This window comes from Lapidilactobacillus concavus DSM 17758 (assembly GCF_001435835.1).
GTDB classification, from domain to species: domain Bacteria; phylum Bacillota; class Bacilli; order Lactobacillales; family Lactobacillaceae; genus Lapidilactobacillus; species Lapidilactobacillus concavus.
In genome coordinates this window covers 1-8601 of the sequence record NZ_AZFX01000060.1, presented here as the reverse complement: position 1 = coordinate 8601, position 8601 = coordinate 1, and the positions used below count along the sequence as shown (strand labels likewise).

Below are 8601 nucleotides of genomic sequence, written 5' to 3'. Positions count from 1 at the left end.
CACAGCACGGCAACAACTTTCCACTCCGTTCCCTGACTCAGATGTGAAGGCGGAGTTGAGATGTAAAATTAAGAAATAGAAAGTAGCATAGATTACTGAACCAGTTATTCAGTGATTCAGACTAAATCAGAAGTTGCGGAAGACAATGGGCATGATTGCAGTGACAGTGCTATAAGCTCGAAACGTGTTTCGAGCTTATAACACGGGCAAAACTTTAGATTTTGTGCAACAAAAGCTACAAGTTTTAGGCGAAAGCTCCTTTTTGAAGTAGAGCGTGGAGAAAGGCGGTTTGCAGTTGAGCATTAACGATAATTTCTGAATGATTCGCTTGCGGATCGTTTAGAAATTGTTGTTAAGCGCAGACTGCTGCCTTGCGTAATGCGTTTCAAAAAGAGCTGCAGCCGGCCCCACATGCTAGCATGTGGGGCCGGCTGCAGCTACTTCGGTTCAACGCAATACCACAGCAGGAACGACCATTTTTCGCAGCAACTTCGGCATTTAACATCGCTTATTTTTAGTGGATACTTGATAGCAACTTCGTCATAGCACCATGAAATCCTAAAAAACTCCCACCGAATTTCAATACCCGGTGGGAGTTTTACTTGCCATTTCAGAAGCTCATCTTCAGCACAGGCTATGCTTTTTTACGTGAGCCTAGAATCAGCGAAATCACGAATACAACGATAATCGCGCCAATAATTGCGGGAACGATTGCCATGCCAGCAACTGTTGGTCCCCAGCTGCCGAATAGGCTGGATCCAATCCACGCACCGGCAAGTCCGCCAATGATATTTCCAATCCAACCGAATGGCATATCACGGCCAACAATTAATTGACCAATCACACCAATCACAGCACCGACAATGAGTACCCATAAGAAATGTAACATGTTCATCATCCTCTCCATTATGTCTTAGCAATTATGCCTAACTTAAGTCTAGCAAATTGCCCGAGGTCGATGCAATCTAAAAGCACCTGACTTAACGGATGGCGAAAAAGCGAGTATAGCGTGCCTAATGTCGGATGGTAAAGACTCAATACAATCTTCTTTGGTGAGTTTTCTAACTCAATCGATAAAAAAATCTCTTGGGAAAAAAGTTTCCCGAGAGATTTGTTGTTTAGGCTAATGAGCCGACTAATTTGGTGCCATGCAATTGTTTGACGCCCAGTGTGGTTGCGACCTCATCTGCGTTGAGATTGGTGACGCCGCCACCTGGCAGGATCTGGATGCGCTGATTAGCTAAGGCAATCGTTTCAGTGAGTTGTTCATAGTGCGCTTCGATTGGCGATGGAAGGGGACCGCCGTGCGTGAGGATGCGACTCACTTGATGATCAACGAGCCAATCGATGGTTTCTTGTTGCTTGCTGACAGGGATTTCATCGAAGGCCATGTGCATGACGACTTCGAGTCCGCCAGCCGCGCCAATCAACATTTCCATGGCTTCTCGATCAAGCTCGTTGCGTTCGTTCAAGGCGCCAAATGTGACGGCATCTGCACCAACTTCTTGGGCTAAAAATAAATCAGATTCCATGATTTTTAATTCAGTGTCGTTGTAAACAAAGTTACCACCGCGTGGTCGGATCATGACGACTAGTGGGATTTTTTTCTCATTGAGATATTTTGCGGCTTCAGCCATCACGCCATGACTGACGGTCGTACCGCCAACGGCTAAATTATCGTTCAATTCGATCCGATTGGCTCCGGCGGCAACGGCTTTGGGAATCATGGTAAAGTTTTCAACTGCAATTTCTTTTAACAAGTTTGTTGACCTCCAGCTCTGAAAGATGTTTAAAGGGACTTCTTGGCGTATTTAGCGTCATTGGTTGGCTGTTTAAGCCAGGAGTGCGCGAAGGCCGAAGAAGGCAACCACGATCACGCCAAGCGCAATTCGGTACCAGCCAAATGCTTGGAAGTCATTTTTCTTGATGTAATTCAGCAAGAAACGAATTGACAAGTAGGCAACGACGAACGACACAATCATTCCAACGAGTAAGACGATGACTTGGTCGCCGACGAATTGACCGTTTTTCAAGAACTTGACGATCTTCAGCAATGAGGCGCCAAACATGGTTGGAATCGCCATGAAGAATGAAAATTCAGTTGCAACGTAACGCGAGGTGCCAATCAAAATCGCCCCCAGAATTGTTGCGCCAGAACGCGATGTTCCTGGAATCAACGAGAGGAGTTGGAAGACACCAATTAGCAACGCTGTTCGGTAAGGCAAACGGTTCAGATCATTCAAGGTGCTCTGACGCGTCTTATTGAAACGTTCAATAACGATGAACAGCACCCCGTAGATGATTAGAGTTGCAGAGATGACTTGCCAAGTATTGAGATGGGCATCCATCCAATCATTTAGGGGTAGCCCAACGATGATGGAAGGAATCACGGCAACAATTACTTTGAACCATAGTTGCCAAGTACGACCTCGTTCTCGTTGTGTTTTTTTAGGTGAAAAGGGGTTCAACTTATGGAAGTAGAGCAAGACGACGGCAAGAATCGCGCCGAGCTGGATCACGACCATGAACATATTGATGAACGCCTTGTCTTCGTTCAGCTTAACGAATTCGTCCGCCAGGTAAAGATGACCTGTTGAACTGATCGGCAGAAATTCGGTGATACCTTCGATAATGCCAAGGATGATCGCTTTGATTATATTCAAGATTCTTAATTCCTTTCGTGACTAAAATCGGATGTGACGCAAGCAGCGAGGTTCGAAATTGAATTGTCCGAAAGTTGATCTATTTGGTCAGACAGTTAGACACGCTGGCTGTGATCATCATCTCTGTGTTCACTGCTTATCTAAAGATGACGCAGACACTTTCAGGTGTTGGAATGTCTTGTTGAATTTTTGTCAATAGGCCAGTTTCGGCGTCACGACGATAAAGTGTCGTATTATCGGTGTTTTGGTTGGCACAGACGACAAATTTTTCTGTGGGATCAAGATTGAAATCACGTGGAAAATCGCCTTCGGTTTTGATTCGTTGGATGAGTTGCAAGCTACGACCTTCACCAGAAATTGCGAAAACGGCGATTGAGTTGTGACCGCGGTTCGAAGCGTATAAGAAGCGACCATCTTGGCTGATGCGAATTGCGGCACTCCCATTATGTTCAGTGAAATCTTCGGGAATTAATGAATAAGTGTCAATTAGTGTGAAACTGCCGTCCTTCTGGTAGTTCAAAACCTGTACATTGCTGGATAACTCACCGAGTAAATAAGCAATTTTACCATTAGGATTGAAGATCAGGTGGCGAGGGCCATAACCTGGTTCGGTACGGTAAGTTGCTACTTTTGTGAGTTCACCGGTGTGGTCAACATCGTAAGTGACAACCGCATCGATGCCTAAGTCGCAGGCAACGAGACGATGATCAGGCGTGAGGTCGGTGAAATGAACATGAGCACTCTCTTGCTCGGGACGAGGGCCACTCCCGACATGAGTCACCGTGCTAGCTAAACTGATACCACCGTTTTCGGCGATGCGATAAACAAGCACTTCACCTTTGTGGTAGTTAGCGCCGTAAACGAGTTGACGATCTTCATCAATCGCGACATAAGCAGGTGGTGCACCTACAGCCATGACCTCGTTAATCAAGGTTGGTTGGTCACCGTTAAGATCATAAGCGGCAACACCACCTTCTTCACCATCTTTGCGGACAGTGTAGAGAATGTGGTGCTTGCTAAGGGCTAAGTAGGTCGCTTGAGGAACTTCCAGATAGACTTCTGGTTCTGAGATAGACTCGTCAACCGTATCGAGTTCAGCTTGATAGATTCCTTTACCACTGCGACGCGTGTAGCCGCCGAACAGAATTTTTTCTTTCATGAATGATGCCTCCATTTTTAATCACTGTAAGTATAGCATGTGCCATTGAACATTTTACCAGAAATGAAGGTCCAGTGGTGTAGAACGATGTCAGAATATTTCGGCAGTTTAGTCGTTCGTCAATAAAAAAATACTAAAAGTAAAAAAGTTAACAAAGAGTTGACTTAAGTTATTAAAGTGTTACGCTGAGCGTGTAATCGATTACAAGAAAGAAACGCCGGCAAAAGGGAAAAATATGAAAAAGGGTACAAACTCAGAAAAGACAGTGGCACCAGTTATTTTCATGACCAAGTTAATTGAATGGTTGATTGTCTTTACCATTATTTTCATGATCATTGTTTTTGCTAGACTTCAATGGCTGTTTTATACAGGACGGAATTTCTCGCTAGTCCACCAGATGATTCCGATTCTGAACTTGCCGTTGCAGCATGCGGCACCAGATTTTCAGACAAACACCTCACAGATGCTGTTGTCATTATTAATCATTATGGCGATCACCATCTGTGTCATTGGCCTACGGCTCCTTCATACGATCCAAGGGCTACTAAAGGCAATCAAAGCTGATATTAGCTTTCGGCCAACAGTTGATTCACTCCAACATTTGATAAAGCCACAGGTTGCATTGCTTTACTTGGAAGTCGCTGCAACTATCATCACCGTTTTGTTTGGTCAACTATCGATAGAACCCCTCTTGTTATTGTTTCAAGCAGGTTTTTTGTCGATGACGTTGATTGCAGTTCAAATTTTGAAAAGATCTCGTTTTTAATCTGAAGAAAGGAGATTATCGTGCGATTAACGAGAACGTTGATACCTCATATCAAGTTTTAGAACGCGTTAAATAAGTTATTATCTCATTAGAAAAGGTACTTCAAGGTCGGGGGAATTCGACACTGAGGGACCTTTTTTTAGTTAACGACCGTGAAGCAAGCAATCGAGTTGTGGTCGGGCGGGTCCGTATTTTGATCTTTTTGGTTGGGGAATATTTCGGCAGACTTGGAGCCGAGCTTTGTAAAAAAGTAAAGGTTGTGTGCTAAAATAAACCTATTGATTCAATTAAGCACGACTTAATGAAGGCGCTATATTGAGATAACGTTATTTTGAGTCGTTAATTCTGATAACTAAGGTAGGTTTATGCAATGAGGGAGATCAAATCCACAATTACAGCCGTGGGGCCACAAGCGCTTGAAGATCAAGATCCAATGGTGATTCTATTCGATGAGACTGCCAGTGAAACTTTGCGTCAAGTTGCGGTCATTCAACAGTTTGATGATGAGACTGCTCAGCAACAGCTTGAGCTGCATGCTGGCGATGAGTTGGTGATTGATGACCAACACCTGCCGATTGATGCGGTTGGCAGTTTGGTGAATGAGAATCTCCAGACGATCGGTCACGTCACGTTGATCTTTTCTGATGCTGGGCCAGCCGATCTGCACAACGCGATTTACTTCCGCGGGCAGCCCAAACCGAACTTTCGTGTTGGCACACAACTGATTTATCGGTTGAAGTAATTGACCAGTAAGCGACATGGCTGGTCTGATGACATGAATTAACTGGAATAGGAGAATGTCAATGCCTGACTCAAAAATAACCAAACGTTCCTGGTTTTATCGTTGGTTCCTGAATAATAAAGCGACCGTGGCTTTAATTAATATCTTGTTGGCATTGGGTGTCATTTGGGCCTTCGCAAATATCAGTTGGGTATTTAAACCGGTCACCGATTTTCTGATGATGGTTTTCCCACCTGTCGTGCTCTCTGCCGTGCTCTATTATTTATTGGAGCCACTGGTCAGAGGAGCGGAGAAACGCTTCAAGATCCCCCGAATTTGGACGATCACCATCGTTTTCATCGTTATCATCGGGTTGATCGTTTGGGGCGTCGTGGCTTTGATTCCGATTATTCAAACCCAGACCCAACAGATCATCGATAATTGGCCGAAGTATTGGAAGAACATTCAGGATACGACCAATACATTTCTTGCGAGCTCACAACTTGATGGCGTGCGCGACCAGATCAATACGCAGTTTAACAATTTATCTAAGAACGTGGTCAATCAGATCAACAACAACATTGCCGACTGGTTTAATAATTTCACCTCGGCAGTTGGCGTGATCACTAATGTGCTCGTGACGCTGGCAACTGCGCCATTTGTTCTATTTTTCATGCTGAAAGATGGACCAAGATTCAAGGGCGAGATGCTGAAGTTTGTGCCCGTTAAGTTTCGGCGCTCGACCTCGGAATTGCTCGGTGCAATCAATCAATCCTTGAGCAACTATATTCGCGGTCAACTCACCGTAGCTTTCTGGGTCGGTGTCATGTTTTCAGTTGGTTATTCAATCGTTGGTCAGAAATATGCACTGACATTGGGCGTCCTCGCTGGATTTTTGAACTTAATCCCTTACTTAGGGTCATTCCTGGCTATCATTCCGGCAATTGTGATTGCTGCATTTACCGCACCACTAATGGTCGTTAAAGTTTTAGTCGTCTTTGCCATTGAACAAACGATCGAGAGCCGTTTCGTTTCACCACTCGTTGTTGGCAGTAAGATGGAAATGCATCCGGTCACGACTTTATTGATCCTGCTCGCCGCAGGAAAGATGTTCGGCTTACTTGGGGTCTTTTTGGGCATTCCCGTTTACGCCATCCTCAAGATTCTGTTCATGAGATTCTTCGACTGGTTCAAAGTCGTCTCTGGCCTGTATGAAGAGCCCAAGCAGATCGACGACCCACAAGCTCCCGCACCTTCAAAAACAATCGTCACGACAAAAAGAATCGATCAATAATCGATTCTTTTTTAGACGAAACGTCGGGTAATCATGGAAAAGGAGAAAAATGATGTCAACTAAAATTGTATTACACGCTGATGAACTCGAGCGACTCCCAGAGCTGTTCAGCAATCTCAACAATCTCGTTCGTCATCAACAAGAACATTCGCAAGAGTCAATCGAAATCACCGTGTTGTTAAATGGAGATGCAATTATGGGCTACCTGATTCCAACGCATGTCACTCAAATCGAAAAGTTGCTCGCAACAGGATTGCCAATTGCGTTTCATGCCTGCAATAACTCATTGAACAGACACGGAATCAAATCTGATCAGCTGCCAGCAGGTGTTAAAGTTGTTCCCGCGGGCGTTTTAGATCTTGCTCAGCTGCAACAAGCGGGATTTGCATACGTAAAACCATAAGTGATCATTAAGGATTAAGATACAAATCGATGATTCAAGAAGTCTTTGGCGAATTTGTGTGGCAGCATGGCACAGACGTTGAAGGCTTTTTGTATTTGGCGGATTTGCGTTAGTTCAGGATTAATTGTCGTCGCGAAGTCTGTTTGAGATAAAGGGACAACTTTGATCTAATATTTTTGTACCAGGACAAATTTTCAGCTTTTATGAAAAAAAGTTTGTGTAATTGAATCGTAAACTGTCAGTAAAAGCGTTATAATTTGTGCAAATCAAAGTGCTAACGTATGTGAAACAATCAGATTAAGACGCTTGCGCATGATTGGGAGTTAAGTTATAATTCATACGTACAAGTGAACGGAGCTAATTATGGAGAAAAAATATCAAGTGGTGACCGAGGCCATCCAGGACTGGATCGACTCTGGTAAATACCAGCCCAATCAAAAATTACCAACAGAATTAAAACTCATGGAGCTTTTCAAGGTGAGTCGACACACGATTCGCAAATCGCTATCCGACTTGGAAGTTAGGGGACTGGTCTATCGCATTCAAGGCGGGGGAACCTTTGTCGCCGACAAGAAGCGCAAGGCCGCGGCCACCGCTCGCGATGCGCACACGGTGGCAATTCTAACCACGCACATTAATGACTACATTTTTCCAGCGATTATTTCTGGGATTGAAAGTGAATTAACGGCGCAATCGATCTCGATGATGTTGAGCAGCACTCAGAATAATACTCATCTTGAGCAACACAACCTCAACAAAATTTTAAATTCCAACATCGATGGATTGATCGTTGAACCAACTAAGAGTGCTTTTGAGATTAAAAACCTGTCGCTTTACCAAGAACTTTACGCAGAACACGTGCCGATTATTACGCTCAATGCCAAAATTAAGGGCTTAGATGTGCCTTATTTTGTGATGGATGATTTCGAAGGTGGGCGGATTGCAACGAAGTATCTGCTCGATAAAGGACATCAAAATATTCTGGGTGTTTTTAAAACTGATGATCAACAGGGAATTGACCGCATGAACGGATTCAATTACGCCATTCAGCAAAGTCAGATTCCCAGCCTGAATCGTAGCTTGATGTTTCAATCCGGAGATGCGAAGGCTAATTTGGGGATGCGTCTGCGTGAAATCTTCGAGCTGCCGGATCGTCCCACCGCTTTAATTTGTTATAACGACCAAATTGCCGTGACCGCTTTTAACCTTGCACTCAGCATGGGAATCAAGGTGCCAGAACAGTTGTCAATTATTGGGTTCGACAATTCAACCTTGGCCCACAGCTTCGGCATCAATCTTACCTCCGTCAACCATCCTAAGGTGCAGATGGGTCAGGATGCGGCCGAGTTAATGATCAGAATGCTCGAAGATCCGAACAAAGATTTTCGCGCCTCATCACAAACTTATCAACCAGAAATCATTGCGGGTGATTCGGTGGTGGAGATCTAAATAACTGTTTGTTACCAAAATTAAAAAGTAATCTTAGAAGTCAGAATTTAAATCTGACTTTTGAGATTGCTTTTTTGCAATATCCAATTCTGGATGTAAGCTGATTCCTGAGACAACTTTTAAGAGAGGGTATAATGAATAAATCG

Annotated in this window: 9 protein-coding genes; 5 read left to right on the top strand and 4 right to left on the bottom strand. The window is 44.1% G+C overall.

Annotation, left to right across the window (positions count from 1 at the left end):
- Positions 1–634: 634 nt before the first annotated feature.
- The 4 genes from FC15_RS05985 to FC15_RS05970 form a co-directional block, all read right to left on the bottom strand.
- On the bottom strand, positions 635–889 hold the full coding sequence (locus tag FC15_RS05985) for a GlsB/YeaQ/YmgE family stress response membrane protein (RefSeq protein ID WP_057824950.1): 255 nt from the start codon (positions 887–889) through the stop codon (positions 635–637).
- Positions 890–1118: 229 nt separating this feature from the next.
- Positions 1119–1760: a copper homeostasis protein CutC gene (locus tag FC15_RS05980; RefSeq protein WP_057824896.1), complete on the bottom strand. Its 642-nt coding sequence runs from the start codon at positions 1758–1760 to the stop codon at positions 1119–1121.
- A 72-nt stretch (positions 1761–1832) separates the two neighbouring features.
- The gene (locus tag FC15_RS05975; RefSeq protein ID WP_057824894.1) at positions 1833–2666 is read right to left on the bottom strand and encodes an undecaprenyl-diphosphate phosphatase; all 834 of its coding nucleotides are present in this window, start codon (positions 2664–2666) and stop codon (positions 1833–1835) included.
- Between the two features lie 133 nt (positions 2667–2799).
- Complete coding sequence (locus FC15_RS05970) at positions 2800–3822, bottom strand: lactonase family protein (protein WP_057824892.1); 1023 nt, start codon at positions 3820–3822, stop codon at positions 2800–2802.
- Between the two features lie 235 nt (positions 3823–4057).
- Between FC15_RS05970 and FC15_RS05965 the strand changes: the two genes are divergently transcribed.
- The 5 genes from FC15_RS05965 (at position 4058) to FC15_RS05945 (ending at position 8455) form a co-directional block, all read left to right on the top strand.
- Complete coding sequence (locus FC15_RS05965; RefSeq protein WP_057824890.1) at positions 4058–4588, top strand: hypothetical protein; 531 nt, start codon at positions 4058–4060, stop codon at positions 4586–4588.
- A gap of 370 nt (positions 4589–4958) precedes the next feature.
- Entirely contained in the window at positions 4959–5330 is a 372-nt protein-coding gene (locus FC15_RS05960) for a PTS glucitol/sorbitol transporter subunit IIA (protein ID WP_057824888.1), read from the top strand.
- Between the two features lie 61 nt (positions 5331–5391).
- On the top strand, positions 5392–6603 hold the full coding sequence (locus FC15_RS05955) for an AI-2E family transporter (RefSeq protein WP_146979158.1): 1212 nt from the start codon (positions 5392–5394) through the stop codon (positions 6601–6603).
- A 52-nt stretch (positions 6604–6655) separates the two neighbouring features.
- On the top strand, positions 6656–7006 hold the full coding sequence (locus FC15_RS05950) for a DsrE family protein (RefSeq protein WP_057824886.1): 351 nt from the start codon (positions 6656–6658) through the stop codon (positions 7004–7006).
- Between the two features lie 363 nt (positions 7007–7369).
- Positions 7370–8455, top strand: coding sequence for a GntR family transcriptional regulator (locus FC15_RS05945; protein WP_057824884.1), 1086 nt, complete (start codon positions 7370–7372; stop codon positions 8453–8455).
- Positions 8456–8601: the final 146 nt, after the last annotated feature.